We start from the raw sequence: 16601 nt of genomic DNA, 5'->3' as shown, positions 1-16601 counted from the left end.
TATTGTGGTCGGCCGCTACAACTACCTCCCCCCGGGGGAGGGCGGGGGCCCAGGCGGCAAGGCCGATGTAATGGAGGACCGCCTTCCGTTATCGCCGTCCCCCAACTGGGCCCCGGCCTTCGCCGGGGTGGTGCATTTGTTGGGTTGGTAGTGCTTACAAACAACGAACCTCAGCCCCCACGCACCTTTGCCAGCGTCGTCCCAGCGGCAATCGCCTCGATATCCGTCACCACATGCAGCAACCGCACACCAGACCGCCCCATCGCCCGGTCCAACGCCCCCGCGAAATCCTCGGTCCTCGAAACAGTCTCCGCCCAACACCCATAAGCCCGCCCCAGCGCGGCAAAGTCCGGGTTGCGCAACCCAGTCCCAGACACCCGCCCCGGATACTCACGCTCCTGGTGCATGCGGATCGTCCCGTACCCGCCATTATCCACGACGATCACCAGCATGTCCGCGCCATGCGCAACCGCCGTCGCGAGTTCCTGCCCGTTCATCAAAAAACACCCGTCCCCCGCGAGCGCCACGACGGTCCGCTCCGGATGCCGCAAAGACGCCGCCACCGCCGCCGGCACCCCGTACCCCATCGCCCCCGCGGTCGGCGCGAGCTGCGTGCCCGGCCCGGCATACGCCCAGTAACGATGCCACCACCCCGAGTAATTCCCCGCCCCGTTGCAGATGATCGCATCCGCTGGCAGCCGCTCGCGCATCGCCGTCACGCACGGCCCCAGGTCCATGACTAGATCCCGAGGCGCCGGCGTCGACCACGCGAGCCATTCCGCGTGCGCCTCCGACCCGGCAGTTCGCGGCGGCAGGTCGACCGCCAGCAACGCCTCCGCAAAGTCCGCCATCCCCGCACATACCGCGACATCCGCGCGGTACGCTCGGTGCAACTCATCCGGATCGGGATGCACGTGGATCAGCCGCTGCCCCGGATGATCGGGCGTGATCAGCGCATAGCCATCGGTCGTAGCCTCCCCCAGCCGCGGCCCGACGACCAGCAGCAGATCCGCCGCCTTCACCCGCTCGACCAGCTTCGGATTGGGCCCATATCCCAAATTCCCTGCCCAAACCGGACAGTCGTTCGGAATCGCATCCTGCCGCCGAAACGCCGCCGCCACCGGAATGCCGTTACGATCCGCCCAGGTCGAGAACGCCCCCGACGCCGCCACATCCCAGCCCGCCCCGCCAACGATCGCCACTGGCCGCTCCGCCGTCGTCAGCAAATCCGCGAGCAAGTCCATCGTATCAGCGTCGCAAGCCTGCGCCACCCGCTCGACCCGCGGTCGATCGACCGCGTCCACGACGTCGAGTAGCATGTCCTCGGGTAGCGCGAGCACTACCGGCCCAGGCCGCCCCGACATCGCCGTCGCATAGGCCCGCGCAACATATTCCGGGATCCGCCGCGCATCGTCGATCCGCGCCGCCCACTTCGCGATGGGCGCAAACATCGCCTGGAAATCGATCTCCTGGAACGCCTCGCGGTCACGCGTCCCGCGGTCGATATCGCCGACGAAGAGTATCATCGGCTGCGAATCCTGCATCGCGACATGCACGCCGATCGACGCGTTGGTCGCACCCGGTCCGCGGGTCACGAACGCCACGCCCGGCCGATGCGTCAGCGTCCCGTCCGCGCACGCCATGAACCCGACGCCACCCTCCTGCCGACACACAACGAGATCGATCGCCGGCGTATCGTGGAGCGCATCGAGCACCGCTAAAAAGCTCTCCCCCGGCACGGTGAAAATCCGGTCGCAGCCCTGTGCGACGAGTTGATCGACCAGGATGCGGCCGCCGGTGCGTGGTGTGATCATCGCCGCATCCTGCCGTCCGTTGCGCGCGAAGTCGAGACGCGGTTACGCTGGCATCGAAGCCGGGACCAACCCGACTCGCCCGGAGAGGATCATGACCGACTTCACCACCGTCGCCGACGGCCTGCGTTTCCCCGAGGGCCCGGTGGCGATGCCCGACGGCAGCATGATCCTCGTCGAGATCGAGGCGGGCCGTATCACGCGCGTCGCTCCCGACGGCACGAAAACAACGGTCGCAGAACCCGGCGGCGGCCCCAACGGCTTGGCGATCGGCCCCGACGGCAAGCTCTATTGCTGCAACAATGGCGGCTTCGCGTGGCGCGAGACGAACGGCTTCCTCACCCCGCACGGCCAGCCAGACGACTATTCAGGCGGCCGGATCGAACGGATCGACATCGCCACCGGCGCGGTCGAGATCCTCTATAAGGACGGCGATTTCGGCTGCTCGCTGCGTGGACCCAACGACATCGTCTTCGATTCGCAAGGCGGCTTCTGGTTCACCGACCACGGCAAATCGCGCGACCGGGCCCGCGATATCACCGGGATCTTCTACGCGAAAGCTGACGGCAGCCATTTGGAAGAAGTGATCTTCCCCAGCGAAAACCCCAACGGCATCGGCCTCTCGCCAGACGGCACGCGGCTCTACGCGGCGGAAACCTACACCTGCCGCCTGATGGCGTTCGACATCGTCGCGCCCGGCAAGGCCGCCAGCGCCTCGAGCACGCCGCTCTACCGCCCCGCCGGCTACAAGTTCTTCGACTCGCTCGGCGTCGAGGCATGCGGCAACGTCTGCGTCGCGACGATCGGCGAATGCGGGATCAGCGTGATCTCGCCGGCGGGTAAGTTGGTCGAGTTCGTCGCGACCGACGACGTCTTCACCACCAACATCTGCTGGGGCGGCGCAGACGGCATGGATGCGTACATCACCTGCTCGGGTAGCGGCCGGCTGGTGAAGACCCGGTGGAAGCGGCCGGGGTTGAAGCTGGCGTATTGAAAGCGACTTGAAAGCGACTCAATCCTCCCCCGCCAGGGGGAGGTGGCACCGAAGGTGACGGAGGGGGAGGACACGGAGCAGAGGTTACCCTTACCTTCCCCTCCGTCCGGCAAGGGCCGGCCCCCTCCCCCTTGCTGGGGAGGATTGTGAGAAGTCGATCCGCGCTACGTTGCCGACCGACCGCCAGCGCCTTATGCGAAGCGAAAGACCTGAGGAGGATGCATGGCGAACAAGCGCTACACCGATGCGGCAACGGCACTCGAAGGCGTGCTGTTCGACGGCATGACGATCTGCGCGGGCGGGTTCGGGCTGTGCGGCATCCCAGAGCGGCTGATCGACGCGATCGAGGCGTCCGGTGTGAAGGACCTTACGATCGCCAGCAACAACGCCGGGATCGACGGGCAGGGCCTCGGCAAACTGCTCCGCTCGCGCCAGGTGAAGAAGATGATCTCGTCCTATGTCGGCGAGAACAAGGAATTCGAGCGGCAATATCTCAGCGGCGAACTCGAGGTCGAGTTCTGCCCGCAGGGCACGCTCGCCGAACGCTGCCGGGCAGGGGGCGCAGGCATTCCCGGTTTCTACACCAAGACCGGCGTCGGCACGCAGGTCGCCGAGGGCAAGGAAACGAAGGTCTTCGACGGCCAGGAATACATCCTCGAACGCGGCATCCGCGCCGATCTCGCGATCATCAGGGGCTGGAAGGCGGACGAAAGCGGCAACCTCATCTTCCGCAAGACCGCGCGCAACTTCAACCAGCCGATGGCGACCGCGGGGAAGATCTGCGTTGCCGAGGTCGAGGAGATCGTCCCCGTCGGCAGCCTCGACCCCGACACGATCCACTTGCCGGGCATCTATGTGAAGCGGATGATCGTCGGCGCGCCGTACGACAAGCAGATCGAATTCCGCACCGTCCGCGAGCGCGCGACGGCATGACACGAAGCGCACCAGTGTATCCCAAGCCCACCCCGTTCTCCCGCGCACGCAGGAGTCCAGGGTCCGGGGCGCTGCGGGTGGTATCCTGGACCCCTGCGTTCGCAGGGGCACTGGTGCTCCAAGGCTGCGTCAGCGTCTCCGCGCCGACCTCGATAACGCCGTCTGTTTCCGCGCCCGTCACCGTCGATGGCGTCCCAGCCGGCATGCAGTATCTCTACGCCTCGGGCGAAGCGGCAGCAGTCAGCATCCAGGCCTGGAACGCCCTCGTCGGTTACGTCCGCATGCAACGCACGCCGACCTCCGTCGTCCTCGCCCAAGGCGCTTCACTCGCGGCGCCGAGCTTCACCTCCTGCGGCACCAAACCCAAAGCCGCCGTGTTCGATGTCGACGAGACGATCCTCCTCAACCTCGGCTTCGAATACGACGCGTCCTCCGGCCAACCCTGGTCCGACCCTCGTTGGCAGGATTGGGAGCGCACCGGCGTCAAGCAGGTCGCCCCCGTTCCCGGTGCCCTTGCCGCACTAACCGCTCTCCGCGCGATGGGTGTCACAGTAATTTTCAACTCCAACCGCTCCGCCGCCAACGCCGCGCAGACCCAGGCGGCGATCGAAGCCGCAGGCCTTGGCCCAGCCCGCCATGGCGAAACGCTGTTCCTCGCCGGCGACGACGCGCTCGGGTCGAAGAAGGACGGCCGCCGCGCGACGATCGCTGCGAAATACTGCGTCGTCGCGATGGGTGGCGACCAGCTCGGCGACTTCAGCGACCTGTTCAACGCCGGCCAGACCCCCGCCGCGCGTCGCGCAACAGTCCAGTCGCCCGCGATCGCCGCGAAATGGGGGGCAGGGTGGTTCGTCCTCCCCAACCCCGTCTACGGCACCGCGCTCAAAGGCAATCGCGACGAGGTCTTCCCGCCAGCAGTCCGCTGGGCTCCGACTGGAGGCGTACGCTAATGGCCGACCATCCCAACGCGATCGTGCTCGACAAAGGCGCCAAGCTCACCAGCGAATCGGTCGAGGTCGCGCGCATCTGGATCACCAACGGCGCCGGCAGCAACGTGCTGATCGACGCGGGCATACTCGAGGACCCGACCGTTTTCGGTTACCTCCTCGCCGACACGATCCGCCACGCCGCGCGCGCCTATGCGGGCACCTGGGGCCTCGACGAGGATGCCGCGTTGCAGGCGATCGTCGACGGCGTCGGCACCGAGCTCCGCGAACAATTCACGACCATCACCACCATCCAGGAAGGAATGCACTGATGCCCTGGGACCGTAACCAGATGGCCGCGCGCGCGGCGCAGGAACTGAAGGACGGCTATTACGTCAATCTCGGCATCGGCATTCCGACGCTGGTCGCGAACAACATCCCCGAGGGCATGACGGTCACGCTCCAGTCGGAAAACGGCATGCTCGGGATCGGTCCGTTCCCCTATGCGGGCGAGGAGGATGCCGACCTGATCAACGCCGGCAAGCAGACGATCAGCGAACTCCCCTCGTCGGTGTATTTCAGCTCGTCGGACAGCTTCGCGATGATCCGCGGCGGCCATATCGACCTTACGGTGCTGGGCGCGATGGAGGTCAGCGAAGGCGGCGACATCGCCAACTGGATGATCCCGGGCAAGATGATCAAGGGCATGGGCGGCGCGATGGACCTCGTCGCGGGCGTCAAGCAGATCATCGTCGTGATGGACCACAATGCCAAGGACGGGACGCCGAAGTTCATTCCGTCCTGCACGCTGCCGCTGACCGGCAAGAACGTCGTCGACATGATCGTCACGGATTTGGCCGTGTTCCAGCGTCCCGATCACGACAGCCCGTTCAAGCTGGTCGAACTCGCGCCCGGCGTCACCGCGGACGAGATCGCGGCGAAGACCACGGCGCACTACACCGCCTGATGAAACGCGCCGCCATCGTCCTCGCGCTGATCGCGATCCTGATCGCGGGCACGGCGTTCACGGCCGGGCCGGGTACGCTCAGCGTCCTCGACGGCGTGATGGGTGGCGGTCGCGGGACCGCACGGGTGAGGGAAGGTGTCCCGTTCGGCACGCACGGCCAGAAGCTCGATGTGTGGCGACCGTCCGGTGGCGCCAAGACCGGTCTGCCGGTGCTGATCTTCTGGTACGGCGGCGGCTGGGTGCACGGCTCGCGCGGCGCCTACGCATTTGCCGCGCGCGCGTACGCGAAGGCCGGCTACGTCGTCGTCATGCCCGACTACCGTAAAGTCCCCGACGTCCGCTTCCCCGCCTTCGTCCAGGACGGCGCCGAAGCGGTGAAATGGACCCGCGACCACATCGCGCAGTCCGGCGGCGACCCCGGCCGGATCGCCGTTGCCGGTCATTCCGCCGGTGCCTACACCGTCGCGATGCTCACGCTCGACCAGCGCTGGCTGAAAGCGGAAGGCGTCGACCCGCACATCATCAAGGCCGCGGTCGGGCTGTGCGGCCCCTATGATTTCTATCCCTTCACCGCCAAGCGCGCGATCGACGCGATGCAGGGCGCCGCCGACCCGGTGATGACCCAGCCGATCCACTTCGCGCGGGCGGATGCGCCGCCCATGCTGCTGATCACCGCCGGTAACGACACGCAGGTGAAGCCGCACAACGCCATCAACCTCACCGCGCGGCTTAAGGCGCTCGGCGCACCGGTCACACACATCGACTATCCCGGCCTCAGCCACGAAAACGTGGCGATGGCGCTGTCGAAGCCGTTCCGCGGGAAAGCGCCGGTGCTGGCCGACAGCGTCGCGTTCCTGAACCGGGCGATGCCTCCCCTGCCGTCATCCTGACGAAAGTCAGGACCCAGAGCCACGGAGGACGGCGCCCGTAAACCTGGGTCCTGACTTTCGTCAGGATGACGTAGTCTATGTCGATCCCCTCGCCGTTTCCCCGCGAAGGCGGGGACCCAATCTGGACTCCCGCCTTCGCGGGAGAACAAACTTCCTTCCCCCGCGCCACGCACCCGGCTCGGCGACCGAAAATTACATCGAACCTTGGCGCGGCAGCCTATTTCGGTTAACGCGCGCCACATCATGGCCACTCCACAAACGCTGTACGAAAAGATCTGGGCGGCGCATGTCGTCGAACGCCGCGACGACGGCACCTGCCTGATCTATATCGACCGCCACCTCGTCCACGAGGTCACCAGCCCGCAGGCGTTCGAAGGCCTCCGCGTGGCAGGCCGCAAGGTGCGCCGCCCCGACCTGACGCTCGCCGTCCCCGATCACAACCTGCCGACGACCGCGCGCAAGGACGCCGCCGGTCGTGTCCTGCCGATCGCCGACCCCGAGAGCGCGCAGCAGCTCGACGCACTCCGCCGCAATACGACCGAGTTCGGCATCGACTATATCGACGCAATGGCCGTCGAGCAGGGCATCGTTCACGTCGTCGGTCCGGAACAGGGCTTCACGCTCCCCGGCACCACGCTGGTCTGCGGCGACAGCCACACCTCCGCGCACGGCGCACTCGGTGCTTTGGCGTTCGGGATCGGCACCAGCGAAGTCGAGCACGTCCTCGCCACGCAGACGTTGCTGCTCTCGCAGGCCAAGACGATGGAAGTCCGTGTCGACGGCGAACTCGGCTTCGGCGTCAGCCCGAAGGACGTCATCCTCGCCATCATCGGCAAGATCGGCGCGGCAGGCGGCACCGGCCACGTCATCGAATTCACCGGCAGCGTGATCCGCGCGATGTCGATCGAAGGTCGCCTGACGATCGCCAACATGTCGATCGAGGCGGGCGCGCGTGCCGGCCTGATCGCACCCGACGACACGACCTTCGCGTACCTCAAAGGCCGCCCGATGGCGCCGACCGGCGAGCACTGGGACAAGGCCGTCACCTGGTGGCGCAGCCTCGCGACCGATCCCGGCGCGAAATACGACAAGTCGGTCACGCTCGACGCTGCCGATATCGCACCTGGCCTCACCTGGGGCACCAGCCCCGAGGACGTCGTGCCGATTACCGGCGTCGTTCCCGAGCCGTCGAGCTTCGCCGACCCCGCCAAGCAGGCCGCAGCACAAAAGTCGCTCGATTACATGGGCCTGACCGCGGGCACCGCGATGCGCGACGTGACGATCCAGCACGTCTTCATCGGCAGCTGCACCAACAGCCGTATCGAGGACCTCCGCGCCGCCGCCGCGATCGCCGACGGCCGCCATGTCGCGACCGGCGTGCGCGCGCTCGTCGTCCCCGGCTCGGGGCTCGTGAAGCGCCAGGCCGAAGCCGAAGGGCTCGACCGGATCTTCATCGACGCCGGTTTCGAATGGCGCGAGCCGGGCTGTTCGATGTGCCTCGCGATGAACCCGGACAAAGTCCCTGCGGGGGAGCGTTGCGCTTCCACGTCGAACCGTAATTTCGTCGGCAGACAGGGTCCCGGAGCGCGCACGCATCTGGTATCACCCGCGATGGCGGCAGCGGCGGCAGTGACCGGCAAGCTGAGCGACGTCAGAGAGTTGATGGGGGAACGAACATGAAGAAGGTTTTCGTACTGCTGGCGGCTGGCGCGATGATCAGCGGCGTCGCGGCCTATGTCGCATCGGCACGCACGACGCCGGATCATACGGGCCCGGAGCGCACGGAACAGCGATGACTCCCGTCACGACCGTCTCGGGCCGCGCCTATCCCTGGGGCGCGAAGAACATCGACACTGATGTCATCATCCCTGCGCATTGGCTGAAGACGATCACGCGCACCGGTCTCGGTTGCGGCGCGTTCGAGACGGTGCGCGCGCAGCCCGGCAACATCTTCGACGACCCGCGCTATGCTGGCGCGCCGATACTCATTGCCGGCGATAATTTCGGTTGCGGCTCCAGCCGCGAGCATGCCGCCTGGGCACTCGCCGACATGGGCATCACCGCGGTCATCGCGCCGAGCTTCTCCGACATCTTCTCAGGGAACGCGTTCAAGAACGGCATCGTGCCCGTCGTCCTCCCGCAGGAAGCGATCGACCGCCTGCTCGAGGTCGCGCAGGATCAGACGGTGACCGTCGATCTCGAGACGATGACCGTCACCACCCCGTTCCAGGACCGCTTCACCTTCGAACTCGACGCATTCCGCCGCCAATGCCTGATGGAAGGGCTGGACGAAGTCGGTCTGACACTGGCAAGGGATACCCAGATTTCAAATTTCGAGGAGGCGGTCGCATCGAATCGCCCCTGGATGACGGTGGAGAGCGGGTATGCGGGCATTGGTATCGAAGGCGATCGGCGGACCTGAAACTCTGGAAATGGTCGCGCTGCCCGATCTGGTGGCCGGCCCCGGACAGGTCGTCGTCGCGGTCAAGGCCTGCGCGATCAACTTCCCCGACGTCCTGATCATCGAGGACAAATACCAGTTCAAGCCGCAGCGCCCGTTCGCACCGGGTGGCGAGATCGCCGGTACGATCGACTCGATCGGCGAGGGCGTCACCGGCTGGGAAGTCGGCGACCGCGTGATCGCGATGCTCGGCCATGGCGGCCTGTGCGAGCAGGTCATCGCCGACCCCGCCAAGCTCTACCGCCTCCCCGAAGGCCGCAGCTTCGCCGAGGGCGCATCGCTGATCCTCACCTACGGCACGACAATCCACGCGCTGCTCGACCGCGGCCACATCCAGGCGGGACAGACGCTGCTCGTGCTTGGCGCAGCCGGTGGGGTAGGGCTCGCGGCGATCGAACTCGGCAAGGCGTTCGGCGCTAAGGTCGTCGCCGCGGTCTCGTCCGAGGAAAAAGCCGCAGCCGCAAAATCGGCGGGCGCCGACGAAACGCTGATCTACGCCCGCGCGCCGTTCGACAAGGATCAGTCGAAGGCGCTCGCCGAGCAGTTCAAGGCCGCGGTCGGTCGCGACGGCGCGCACGTGATCTACGATCCGGTCGGCGGCGACTATGCCGAGCCCGCGCTCCGCTCGATCGCCTGGGAGGGCAAGTACCTCGTAGTCGGCTTCCCCGCCGGCATTCCCAGGCTGCCCCTCAACCTGACGCTACTGAAGAGCTGCGACGTCTGCGGCGTATTCTGGGGTGCGTTTGCCGCCCGCGATCCGAAGGCGAACCAGGCGCATATCGAAACGCTTTTCGCCCTGTGGGCCGAGGGAAAGATTGCGCCACGCGTGACCGAAGTCTTCGCGTTCGAAGACGGCGGCAAGGCGATCGCCAAGATGGCGGCGCGCGGCGCTATCGGAAAACTCGTGGTGGAGGTCGGCTGACGCCGGCCGTCCCGCGCCTTGTTCGGCTCAACCCATTCAGCTTGTCGGGTTGAGCCGAAACTGTTCAGACGAAGTTGTAGACGACAGCCCCGATGGCGGCCCACATCATGACGGATGCCAGCACGCCGTACGCCAAGCCATGCACGACTGGCGGTGCCGTCCGCATAGGAGTGGTAGGGGCAGGTGCCGAAAAACCGATCATGATCACTCTCCTGCTCGCGCATATTGTCACGTAGCCGTCTTATATATCGGTCATTTCGTCGCTCTACGCTAGTAGGATTCTACTGCGTTTCGTCGATTGTTGCGTAGCGGCGGTCGGCGACCTATCTCGGGCTCGACGACGAGACTGAACGGGGACCCGCGATATGACCATTTTCGAAGATCGCGAACGCGCCAGCGAGGCACATTTCGCGCGCGAGGAGGAGATGGCGTTCCGGATTACCGCGCGCCGCAACCGCCTGCTCGGGGGATGGGCGGCGCATGAGATGAAGCTCACGCCGGAGGAAACCGATGCCTACGCGACGGCGCTCGTCCATGCCGACATGGAGGGTGGCGGCGACGACGACGTCGTGCGCAAGCTCGTCGGCGACCTGACCGCGGCCGGCCTCGACCATGACGAAGCGACCGTCCGCCGCGCGCTGGCGCAGCAAATGATCGAGGCGCGTCGCCAACTGCTGGAGTCGCGCTGACATGCCGATGGCTGCCGACGACATCGCGACCATGATCCGCGACGCAATTCCCGATGCCAAGGTCGAGATCACCGATCTCGCCGGCGACGGCGATCACTATGCCGCCAAGGTGACCGCGGCGAGCTTTGCGGGGATGAGCCGCGTGAAGCAGCACCAGGCCGTCTACGCCGCGCTCGGCGGACGGATGGGCGGCGTCCTGCACGCCCTGCAACTTACGACCGCAATTTCCTGAGGACCGACACATGACCGACGATTCCAACGCCCGCATCGATGCCCTGGTCAAAGCCAGCCCGGTAGTGTTGTTCATGAAGGGCAGCCCGCTCTTCCCACAGTGCGGCTTTTCGAGCCGTGCGATCGCGATCCTCAACCATCTCGAGGTCGAGTTCGAGAGCGTCGACGTTTTGCAGGACCAGGGCATCCGTCAGGGCATCAAGGCCTATTCGGACTGGCCCACCATCCCGCAGCTCTATGTCGACGGCGAATTCGTCGGCGGTTCCGACATCATGATGGAAATGTACGAAAGCGGCGAACTGAAGCAGCTGTTCGAAACACAAAAGGCGAACTGAGGCGGCAGGCATCGGCTGACTTGAGAATGACACCGGGGAGGGTGGATCGACGCGAGACCGGACGGTAGCGGTTGATCCACCCTACATGAACGCGGATGCGCTCGGTGACGTCGTGAGCGATGCACTCACCATGCCAATCTGGCCGCACTCCGAATTTGCGCGGTTTTCAATAGTTAACGCCATCCTCGCTGGCTCCCGACGTGTAAAGAATGCCGACGATCGACTGTAACACGCAGGTCTTGCCATCGCCGCGCGGACCCGCCATCTCGCACCCATGGCTGAGCATCCGACCGGTATCCCGATCCAGCTCGAGCCGCTCGTCCTCCGCGTGCTCGCGCCCAATCCGTCGCCCTACACCTATACCGGCACGCAGACGCACATCGTCGGCACCACCGATCTTGCCGTGATAGATCCCGGCCCCGACGATCCCGCGCATATCGAAGCCTTGATCCGCGCGATCGATGGCCGCCCGGTCAGCGCGATCGTCGTTACGCATCATCATCGCGACCACAGCCCCGCCACGCGTCCGCTGCAGGCGATCACCGGCGCCCCGATCGTCGGTGCGGCACCTTTCGACCTCGACGACGCGGGCGCGCGGGCGGATGCGTCGTTCGACCCCGCCTATGCCCCCGACCGCATTCTCGCCGAGGGCGACACCGTCGATGGCGATGGCTGGACGCTCCAGGCAATCGCAACGCCGGGCCACACGTCGAACCACCTCGCCTTCGCGCTGCCCGAGACGAAGGCGCTGTTCTCCGGCGATCACGTGATGGGCTGGTCGACCACGATCGTATCGCCTCCCGACGGCAACATGACGGCGTACATGGCGAGCCTAGAAAAGCTGATGGGGCGCGACGACCGCGTCTATTATCCCGGCCACGGCGAGGCGATCGAAAAGCCGCAACGCCTCGTCCGCGGCATGCTCGGCCACCGCAAGCAGCGCGAGGGGCAGATCCTCCGCTTGCTCCGCGACGGTGCACGGCCGATCCCGGCGATGGTCGAGCGCATGTATGTCGGTCTCGACCCGCGGCTCGTGCCAGCCGCCGAGCGATCGGTGCTGGCGCATCTCTACGATTTGCAAACCCGCGGACTGGTAATCGAGGAAGGCGAGACATGGCAGACGATAACCTGAGCCCCGACCCCACCCCCGCGCGTAGCGGCGGCGTCAGCGCATTCCTGGCCAAGGCGGTCGGCGTGATAGTCATACTCGTTCTCGCTGGGCTGCTCGCGCTGTGGGGCGTGCAACGCTATGTCAGCGACCGCCTGACTCCCGATCCGACGACGATCGCCAGCGCCAGTCTTGCAGGCCTGCGCGAACAGAACCGCCTCTCGGCCTTCGCGGCGCGCTATGTCGCGGTGGTGACCTCGAAACAGTCGCAGCTCGGCTTCACCACCGAGAAGACGCTGATCATGCCCGGCATGGTCCGCTACGAGGTCGATATGGCCAAGCTGACCCAGGCGGATGTCGCATGGGACGGCACCACCAAGACGCTGTCGGTGCGCCTGCCCGCGGTCGAGGCGGACGGCCCGCAGGTCGATCTGAACGCCGTCCGTGAATATGGCTCGGGCGGCGTGCTGACCACCTTCACCGATGCCGAGAAGCGCCTCGACGCCGCCAACCGTCGCGCCGGCCAGATCGAGCTGATCCGCCAGGCGCGCGAACCCGCCATGATCAAGCTCGCGCGCGACGCTACGCGTAGGGCCGTGGAGCGCAGTTTCGCGATGCCGCTGCGCGCTGCCGGGATCGACGCGACCGTCGCGGTGCGGTTCGCCGACGAGCCGGTCGCGAACACGGAGCGCTGGGACACCTCGCGCTCGCTGCAGGACGTGCTAGGGAATGCACGTTAAACTCGGGATACGACCATGGAATTGAACCAGAACTTCGCCGGCATCGACATCCGTGCCGAGATCGAGCGCCTCCGCAAGGAGAAGAATGCCGTCATCCTCGCGCATTATTATCAGAAGCCCGAGCTTCAGGATCTCGCCGATTTCGTTGGCGACAGCCTCGATCTGTCGCGCAAGGCGGCGGCGACCGACGCCGACGTCATCGCGTTCTGCGGTGTGCGGTTCATGGCCGAGACCGCCAAGATCCTCTCGCCCGACAAGATCGTCGTGCTGCCCGACATGGACGCCGGGTGCAGCTTGGAGGACAGCTGCCCGCCCGAGCAGTTCGCCGCCTTCCGCGCCAAGCATCCCGATCACATCGCGCTGACCTACATCAACTGCTCGACCAAGGTGAAGGCGCTCTCCGACATTATCGTCACGAGTTCGTCGGCGGATACGATCCTCGCGCAGATCCCGCTCGACCAGAAGATCATCTTCGGCCCGGACCGCAACCTCGGCGGCTATCTCGCGCGCAAGACGGGCCGCGACATGCTGCTGTGGCCCGGCGTATGCATCGTCCACGAGGCTTTCAGTGAAACCGAACTGATGAAGCTCAAGGCGCAGCATCCCGGTGCGCCCGTCGTAGCGCACCCCGAATGCCCCCCGATCATCCTCGATCATGCCGATTACGTCGGCTCGACGCGCGGCATCCTCGATTATGCGCTGGCGATGCCGGGCGACACGCTGATCGTCGCGACCGAGCCGCACATCATCCACCAGATGGAAAAGGCGTTGCCGAACAAGCGCTTCATCGGTGCGCCGGGCGCGGACGGCAACTGCAACTGCAATATCTGCCCGTACATGGCGCTCAACACGCTGGAAAAGCTGTACGTCGCACTGCGCGATCTGAGCCCGCGCATCGAGATCGAGGAGGGGCTTCGACTTCAGGCTAAGAAGAGCCTCGACGCGATGTTGTCGATGGCTTCGAACACTGTCGGAAAGGGTGATCTCGGGCCTAAATGACGCCAAGGCCGTGGATCGGGCAGGGTGTCCCGCCCGATAGCGTCAGGCAGCCGAAGCGTTTGCGTTGATCTGGGCAAGCGCCTGATCGATGTGAATTGCCGCGATCGGCAACTGAAGCGCATCGGCTAGCGCAAGTGCTTCGTCGAGCAACGCGTTCAGGCGTGCAGTATCGGCTAACGTCTTCGTAGGCATGGCAGTTCCCCAGGGCTCGATCGTGCAACTCGGACAATTCGATTTGGTTCCAGGTTGCTCGAAATAATTTCGTCGCTCGGCGGCGGCGTAAATTCGCTGTCCCCGCGCGCAGTTTTTTGGCACCGGCGCTGGCATCGCCGGCCGGCAATTTCTGGGAGAGTTTAGGTGAACGCAGCATTGCCCGAAACCTTCGACATTCCCGCGTTCGTCGCGGCGACGCTGGCCGAGGATCTCGGCACGATCGGCGACATCACCTCCGCCGCCGTGATTCCCGCGGACGCACGGTTCACCGGCGTGATGGACAGCCGCGACCCGATCGTCGTCGCCGGGCTCGACCTCGCCGAAGCGTTCTTCCGCACACTCGATCCGGACGTGCGGATCGAACGCCTCGTCCAGGACGGGCAGCAGGTCGCGGCGGGCACCGAATTGCTGCGGCTCGAAGGGGCGGGGCGGGCGCTGCTCACCGCCGAGCGATCCGCGCTCAACACCGTCCAGCATCTGTCGGGCATCGCGACGATGACGCGCGCATATGTCGATGCGATCGCCGGCACCGGCGCGATCCTGCTCGATACGCGGAAGACCATTCCCGGCCTGCGCGTGCTGGAGAAATACGCGACCCGGATGGGCGGCGCGCAGAACCACCGCATGGGGCTGTGGGATGCGGCGATGATCAAGGACAATCACGTCGCGGTCGCCGGCGGCGTCGCCGAAGCGGTGCGGCGCGCGAAGGCCGCGGGGATCGCGCATATCATCGTCGAGGTTGACCGGATCGACCAGATCGAGCCCGCGCTCGCGGCCGGGGCCACGCACCTGCTGCTCGACAACATGCCGCCCGCCACCTTGCGCGAGGCCGTGGCGCGGGTCGCCGGCCGCGTGCCGACCGAAGCGTCGGGCGGCGTCAATCTCGAGACGATCCGCGCGATCGCCGAAAGCGGCGTCAGCTATGTCTCGGTCGGCCGCTTGACGCAGTCGGCACCGGCGGCGGATATAGGCCTGGACTTCGCGACCGCCTGACGACCGCGCCGATCGCGGCGTGAACCGGGCGCGACACAGCAAGACAGGGAACGACAAGCATGGTCAGGCCGATATCGATCGTGCGCTACGAAAGGCTGTATCTCGCCTCGTTCGTGCTCGGGTTGATCGTTTCCGCGATGAGCTGGTCGCAGCGCACCGCGCTGGTCGCGGCCAACCCGGTCCTGGCGCAGGTCGGCTGGATCCTGCCGGCGTTCCAGGTCGCGGGCATCGCGATTACGCTGCTGCTCTGGTATTTCACCGCGCGCTCGCCCAGCGTGGCGGCGAAGTGGGTCGTCGCGGTACTGGCAGCGCTGTCGATCGTTGGCGTCGGCCTGTCACTGGCAAGCGCGGCGCGCGGGCAGACGACGATCGGCACGATCTCGATCGTCTCGTTCGCCGCCGATGCCCTGTACGTCGCCGCGGCGCTTCTCTTGTTCAGGGCGGACGCAAGGCGCTGGTTCGGCGAACTGCCCGATCCCGACGAGCCGGACACTTTCGAGGAGATGTCGCATGATCGCTAAAGTGATGCTCGCCGCCGTGGCACTGGCCTTGCCGGGCGTGGTCCAGGCACAGGCCTATCAATGCTCGGCCCCGGCGTCGGTCGAGCGCGTCCGCCCCGACCTGCCCTCGGCGAGCCAGCCGAAGCGTGACATCCCGATCGGCAGCTACACGCTCGCGATCACCTGGGCGCCGCAATATTGCCGGGACAATGGCGATCGTCCGGGATCGACCTTCCAGTGCGGCGCGGGCAACCGGTTCGGCTTCACGCTGCACGGGCTCTGGCCTGACGGCGTCGGCAAGGACTGGCCGCAATATTGCCGCGACGCCGGCTTCGTCCCGCCACCGGTGATCCGCGCGCATCTCTGCACGACCCCGTCCGCGCAGCTGCTCCAGCACGAATGGGCAAAGCACGGCACCTGCATGCCCGGCTATCGTCCGGCCAAGTATTTCAACCAGTCGGCCGGACTGTACGGCAAGCTCCGCTATCCGGACATGAACGCGCTGTCGCGGACGCCGCTGACCGCTGGCCGGTTCGCGGCGGCGATGGCGCGCGCGAACCCCGGCTTGAAGCCGGACATGATGCGGGTGACGTCGACGAGGCAGGGCTGGCTCGACGAGGTCTGGATCTGTCTGGACCGGCGTTTCCGCTATCGTCGCTGCCCGGTGCACCAGGGCGGACTGGCCCCGACGGCGCCGTTGCAGATCTGGCGGGGTGGCCGGTAGGAGAACGGAGCTTTCGTGACCGGACGCGTGGGTACATGTGACCGGTGCCGGTGCTCGGATACTCGCGTTCGACGATCCCTCTGATCCTTCCCCGCCAGGGGGAGGTGGCTGGCACTTGCCAGACGGAGGGGGAGGTAAGCGATGACGGCGGTTGCGCCTCCGGCC

The 16601-nt window shown here is 66.2% G+C and carries 20 protein-coding genes; 18 read left to right on the top strand and 2 right to left on the bottom strand.

The window, feature by feature from the left end:
- Positions 1 to 170 precede the first annotated feature (170 nt).
- On the bottom strand, positions 171 to 1814 hold the full coding sequence (locus tag H8S47_RS17915) for a thiamine pyrophosphate-binding protein (protein ID WP_187505135.1): 1644 nt from the start codon (positions 1812 to 1814) through the stop codon (positions 171 to 173).
- A gap of 91 nt (positions 1815 to 1905) precedes the next feature.
- On the opposite strand from H8S47_RS17915, the gene H8S47_RS17910 reads away from it, so the two are divergent.
- The 15 genes from H8S47_RS17910 to nadA all read left to right on the top strand — a co-directional run bounded on the left by H8S47_RS17910 (position 1906) and on the right by nadA (position 14006).
- The gene (locus tag H8S47_RS17910) at positions 1906 to 2805 is read left to right on the top strand and encodes an SMP-30/gluconolactonase/LRE family protein (RefSeq protein ID WP_187505134.1); all 900 of its coding nucleotides are present in this window, start codon (positions 1906 to 1908) and stop codon (positions 2803 to 2805) included.
- Between the two features lie 222 nt (positions 2806 to 3027).
- On the top strand, positions 3028 to 3738 hold the full coding sequence (locus tag H8S47_RS17905; RefSeq protein WP_187505133.1) for a CoA transferase subunit A: 711 nt from the start codon (positions 3028 to 3030) through the stop codon (positions 3736 to 3738).
- Positions 3739 to 3815: 77 nt separating this feature from the next.
- A complete protein-coding gene (locus H8S47_RS17900; protein WP_398457542.1) occupies positions 3816 to 4688 on the top strand; it encodes an HAD family acid phosphatase in 873 nt (290 codons plus the stop codon).
- Entirely contained in the window at positions 4688 to 4996 is a 309-nt protein-coding gene (locus H8S47_RS17895) for a DUF5076 domain-containing protein (RefSeq protein WP_187505131.1), read from the top strand. Before H8S47_RS17900 ends, H8S47_RS17895 begins: the two co-directional genes overlap by 1 nt.
- Complete coding sequence (locus H8S47_RS17890) at positions 4996 to 5631, top strand: 3-oxoacid CoA-transferase subunit B (protein ID WP_187505130.1); 636 nt, start codon at positions 4996 to 4998, stop codon at positions 5629 to 5631. Before H8S47_RS17895 ends, H8S47_RS17890 begins: the two co-directional genes overlap by 1 nt.
- Positions 5631 to 6521, top strand: coding sequence for an alpha/beta hydrolase (locus H8S47_RS17885; RefSeq protein WP_187505129.1), 891 nt, complete (start codon positions 5631 to 5633; stop codon positions 6519 to 6521). Before H8S47_RS17890 ends, H8S47_RS17885 begins: the two co-directional genes overlap by 1 nt.
- A gap of 243 nt (positions 6522 to 6764) precedes the next feature.
- Positions 6765 to 8201: a 3-isopropylmalate dehydratase large subunit gene (gene leuC, locus H8S47_RS17880; protein WP_214655161.1), complete on the top strand. Its 1437-nt coding sequence runs from the start codon at positions 6765 to 6767 to the stop codon at positions 8199 to 8201.
- 112 nt (positions 8202 to 8313) lie between these two features.
- On the top strand, positions 8314 to 8943 hold the full coding sequence (gene leuD / locus H8S47_RS17875) for a 3-isopropylmalate dehydratase small subunit (RefSeq protein WP_187505128.1): 630 nt from the start codon (positions 8314 to 8316) through the stop codon (positions 8941 to 8943).
- Positions 8906 to 9904: an NADPH:quinone oxidoreductase family protein gene (locus tag H8S47_RS17870; RefSeq protein ID WP_187505127.1), complete on the top strand. Its 999-nt coding sequence runs from the start codon at positions 8906 to 8908 to the stop codon at positions 9902 to 9904. The genes leuD and H8S47_RS17870 overlap by 38 nt, the downstream gene beginning before the upstream one ends.
- A gap of 365 nt (positions 9905 to 10269) precedes the next feature.
- Positions 10270 to 10593 carry a DUF1476 domain-containing protein gene (locus H8S47_RS17865; protein ID WP_187505126.1) on the top strand — a complete coding sequence of 108 codons (324 nt, stop codon included), beginning with the start codon at positions 10270 to 10272 and terminating at the stop codon, positions 10591 to 10593.
- 1 nt (position 10594) lies between these two features.
- Complete coding sequence (locus H8S47_RS17860; protein WP_187505125.1) at positions 10595 to 10825, top strand: BolA/IbaG family iron-sulfur metabolism protein; 231 nt, start codon at positions 10595 to 10597, stop codon at positions 10823 to 10825.
- Positions 10826 to 10835: 10 nt separating this feature from the next.
- Complete coding sequence (gene grxD / locus H8S47_RS17855; RefSeq protein WP_187505124.1) at positions 10836 to 11159, top strand: Grx4 family monothiol glutaredoxin; 324 nt, start codon at positions 10836 to 10838, stop codon at positions 11157 to 11159.
- Positions 11160 to 11433: 274 nt separating this feature from the next.
- Positions 11434 to 12291 carry an MBL fold metallo-hydrolase gene (locus H8S47_RS17850; RefSeq protein WP_187505123.1) on the top strand — a complete coding sequence of 286 codons (858 nt, stop codon included), beginning with the start codon at positions 11434 to 11436 and terminating at the stop codon, positions 12289 to 12291.
- On the top strand, positions 12273 to 13007 hold the full coding sequence (locus tag H8S47_RS17845; RefSeq protein ID WP_187505122.1) for a DUF4230 domain-containing protein: 735 nt from the start codon (positions 12273 to 12275) through the stop codon (positions 13005 to 13007). The genes H8S47_RS17850 and H8S47_RS17845 overlap by 19 nt, the downstream gene beginning before the upstream one ends.
- Before the next feature lie 15 nt (positions 13008 to 13022).
- A complete protein-coding gene (gene nadA / locus H8S47_RS17840; RefSeq protein WP_187505121.1) occupies positions 13023 to 14006 on the top strand; it encodes a quinolinate synthase NadA in 984 nt (327 codons plus the stop codon).
- A gap of 42 nt (positions 14007 to 14048) precedes the next feature.
- Here the strand turns inward: nadA and H8S47_RS17835 are convergent, their stop codons facing one another.
- Entirely contained in the window at positions 14049 to 14198 is a 150-nt protein-coding gene (locus H8S47_RS17835) for a hypothetical protein (RefSeq protein ID WP_187505120.1), read from the bottom strand.
- Positions 14199 to 14363: 165 nt separating this feature from the next.
- Between H8S47_RS17835 and nadC the strand changes: the two genes are divergently transcribed.
- From nadC to H8S47_RS17820, 3 genes are read left to right on the top strand one after another with little or no spacing between them, the layout of a single operon-like run.
- Positions 14364 to 15212: a carboxylating nicotinate-nucleotide diphosphorylase gene (gene nadC, locus H8S47_RS17830; RefSeq protein WP_187505119.1), complete on the top strand. Its 849-nt coding sequence runs from the start codon at positions 14364 to 14366 to the stop codon at positions 15210 to 15212.
- Positions 15213 to 15271: 59 nt separating this feature from the next.
- Positions 15272 to 15733 carry a hypothetical protein gene (locus tag H8S47_RS17825; protein ID WP_187505118.1) on the top strand — a complete coding sequence of 154 codons (462 nt, stop codon included), beginning with the start codon at positions 15272 to 15274 and terminating at the stop codon, positions 15731 to 15733.
- On the top strand, positions 15723 to 16436 hold the full coding sequence (locus tag H8S47_RS17820; protein WP_187505117.1) for a ribonuclease T2 family protein: 714 nt from the start codon (positions 15723 to 15725) through the stop codon (positions 16434 to 16436). Before H8S47_RS17825 ends, H8S47_RS17820 begins: the two co-directional genes overlap by 11 nt.
- The last annotated feature ends 165 nt before the right edge of the window (positions 16437 to 16601 follow it).

The organism is Sphingomonas albertensis (assembly GCF_014358075.1).
Lineage (GTDB): Bacteria > Pseudomonadota > Alphaproteobacteria > Sphingomonadales > Sphingomonadaceae > Sphingomonas > Sphingomonas albertensis.
Note: the sequence above shows the minus strand (reverse complement) of the source record. Positions and strands in the feature narration are given on the sequence as shown.

What these genes read in the sequence shown, in the direction of transcription:
- H8S47_RS17835 (WP_187505120.1), bottom strand. Translation starts at nt 14,198, where the DNA reads ATGCCTACGAAGACGTTAGCCGATACTGCACGCCTGAACGCGTTGCTC.
- H8S47_RS17825 (WP_187505118.1), top strand. Translation starts at nt 15,272, where the DNA reads ATGGTCAGGCCGATATCGATCGTGCGCTACGAAAGGCTGTATCTCGCC.
- leuC (WP_214655161.1), top strand. Translation starts at nt 6,765, where the DNA reads ATGGCCACTCCACAAACGCTGTACGAAAAGATCTGGGCGGCGCATGTC.
- nadA (WP_187505121.1), top strand. Translation starts at nt 13,023, where the DNA reads ATGGAATTGAACCAGAACTTCGCCGGCATCGACATCCGTGCCGAGATC.
- H8S47_RS17860 (WP_187505125.1), top strand. Translation starts at nt 10,595, where the DNA reads ATGCCGATGGCTGCCGACGACATCGCGACCATGATCCGCGACGCAATT.
- H8S47_RS17865 (WP_187505126.1), top strand. Translation starts at nt 10,270, where the DNA reads ATGACCATTTTCGAAGATCGCGAACGCGCCAGCGAGGCACATTTCGCG.
- H8S47_RS17890 (WP_187505130.1), top strand. Translation starts at nt 4,996, where the DNA reads ATGCCCTGGGACCGTAACCAGATGGCCGCGCGCGCGGCGCAGGAACTG.
- H8S47_RS17820 (WP_187505117.1), top strand. Translation starts at nt 15,723, where the DNA reads ATGATCGCTAAAGTGATGCTCGCCGCCGTGGCACTGGCCTTGCCGGGC.
- H8S47_RS17910 (WP_187505134.1), top strand. Translation starts at nt 1,906, where the DNA reads ATGACCGACTTCACCACCGTCGCCGACGGCCTGCGTTTCCCCGAGGGC.
- H8S47_RS17895 (WP_187505131.1), top strand. Translation starts at nt 4,688, where the DNA reads ATGGCCGACCATCCCAACGCGATCGTGCTCGACAAAGGCGCCAAGCTC.
- H8S47_RS17905 (WP_187505133.1), top strand. Translation starts at nt 3,028, where the DNA reads ATGGCGAACAAGCGCTACACCGATGCGGCAACGGCACTCGAAGGCGTG.
- leuD (WP_187505128.1), top strand. Translation starts at nt 8,314, where the DNA reads ATGACTCCCGTCACGACCGTCTCGGGCCGCGCCTATCCCTGGGGCGCG.
- H8S47_RS17870 (WP_187505127.1), top strand. Translation starts at nt 8,906, where the DNA reads ATGCGGGCATTGGTATCGAAGGCGATCGGCGGACCTGAAACTCTGGAA.
- H8S47_RS17845 (WP_187505122.1), top strand. Translation starts at nt 12,273, where the DNA reads ATGGCAGACGATAACCTGAGCCCCGACCCCACCCCCGCGCGTAGCGGC.
- H8S47_RS17850 (WP_187505123.1), top strand. Translation starts at nt 11,434, where the DNA reads ATGGCTGAGCATCCGACCGGTATCCCGATCCAGCTCGAGCCGCTCGTC.
- grxD (WP_187505124.1), top strand. Translation starts at nt 10,836, where the DNA reads ATGACCGACGATTCCAACGCCCGCATCGATGCCCTGGTCAAAGCCAGC.
- H8S47_RS17915 (WP_187505135.1), bottom strand. Translation starts at nt 1,814, where the DNA reads ATGATCACACCACGCACCGGCGGCCGCATCCTGGTCGATCAACTCGTC.
- H8S47_RS17885 (WP_187505129.1), top strand. Translation starts at nt 5,631, where the DNA reads ATGAAACGCGCCGCCATCGTCCTCGCGCTGATCGCGATCCTGATCGCG.